This is a genomic window from Hydrogenivirga sp. 128-5-R1-1, assembly GCF_000171895.1.
In genome coordinates, this window is record NZ_ABHJ01000390.1 from 1 (window position 1) to 1,356 (window position 1,356).

Here is a 1,356-nt window from a genome sequence, read left to right on the forward strand (position 1 = left end):
TTTTTATACTTGGCAAGGAGTTTTTTCATTGCTATTTCAGGAGAGGTATGAAGATATTTTTTTAACTTTTCTCCTTTTTCATTAACTACTTCAACTTCTACAGGATAAATATTTGAGTCAAGGTTTGGAAATGCTTGTAAAATATCGGTAATGACTTCAAAGGCTCCAGTTTTGTCAAAATAATCTCTTATACTTTTTAAAACTCTACTTTTTGCAATTAATAAATTCATGTCAATATTATAATAAAATAAATAAAACAAAAAAGGGGTTTAAAATGGCAGAGAATATGGAAAATACATTAAAGAAAATGGCAGTAGTTTTAGATAAGGTTGTAAAGAAAGTTGATGAGCTTGATAAAAGAGTTTCAAAGCTTGAAATGAAACTTCTTTCAGAAAAGGCAAAAGAAAATAGTAAAGTATTACCTCAGTCTTCCCAGCAAGTTTCACAACAGCAGTCTAATATGTCATCAAGTGGTTTTGGAGGTTTTGGCACTGGATTTTTAAGCTCACTACTTGGAACATTTGCAGGAATGAGTTTGTTTAATCTTCTTTTTAATAATAATGTTTCAGCCCATGAATTTGCGGAAAGTGCTGGTGTTTCTGAAGAAGAATTTAAAGAACTTGAGAGTAAGTTAGATGAACTTTCTCATGAAGTTTCACAGATTGATGAAAAGTTAGATGGTATAGACCAGAGCTTAGATAATATGGAAACACAGGTTGCAGATTCAGATTTTGATGATAGTTTTGATGACATTGCAACTGACGATGATTTTTCTACAGGTTTTGATTTAGATAGTTTTGATGATTTTGATGTTTAGGATATTAACGGTAAGAACTATAAAAAATTGTGAAAGAATCTATGATAAAAATTATTGTTTCAGGGTAGAAATAATTAGGATATATGAAAATGGTAAAAAATACTAATGTTGAAACTCATGTAGTGAGAGTAAATAATAAAATTAAACATATAAAAAAAATTTGGGGAATATTTTTTACTCCTGAATGGATAGTAGATTTTATGACTAACCTAATAGATGAAAATAAGTTAAATTTAAGTGATTTAAAAATCCTTGAGCCTGCATGTGGAATATGTCAATTTTTGCATGGAATTAGGAAAAATAAAAAACATATCTTTATTCATGCTTCTAAAAGAATAGGTGTGGAAATAAATAAAGAAATAATTGATTATGTTGAACAAAATAATTCAAATAATGATATACAAATTATTCTTCACGATTATTTATTGTGGGAGACAGATAGTCGTTTTGATGTAATAATAGGTAATCCTCCATATGGTATTCCTAGTTTATCTGAACACTACAGTATAAAGGTAGATAGTGAAACAAAGAGGATATAC

At 28.5% G+C, this 1,356-nt stretch carries 2 protein-coding genes and 1 pseudogene; 2 read left to right on the plus strand and 1 reads right to left on the minus strand.

The features are described 5' to 3' along the window. Positions 1 to 230: pseudogene (locus HG1285_RS01345) on the minus strand (elongation factor P--(R)-beta-lysine ligase); the annotation flags it as partial. 44 nt (positions 231 to 274) lie between these two features. On the opposite strand from HG1285_RS01345, the gene HG1285_RS01340 reads away from it, so the two are divergent. After that, positions 275 to 817 carry a hypothetical protein gene (locus HG1285_RS01340; protein WP_008289420.1) on the plus strand — a complete coding sequence of 181 codons (543 nt, stop codon included), beginning with the start codon at positions 275 to 277 and terminating at the stop codon, positions 815 to 817. An 83-nt stretch (positions 818 to 900) separates the two neighbouring features. Next, the coding region (locus HG1285_RS01335) for an N-6 DNA methylase (protein ID WP_032497165.1) at positions 901 to 1,356 on the plus strand (456 nt) is incomplete at its 3' end.

Bases quoted from the DNA above. Each gene is read 5' to 3' on its own strand.
- HG1285_RS01340 (WP_008289420.1), top strand. From the start codon at position 275: ATGGCAGAGAATATGGAAAATACATTAAAGAAAATGGCAGTAGTTTTA.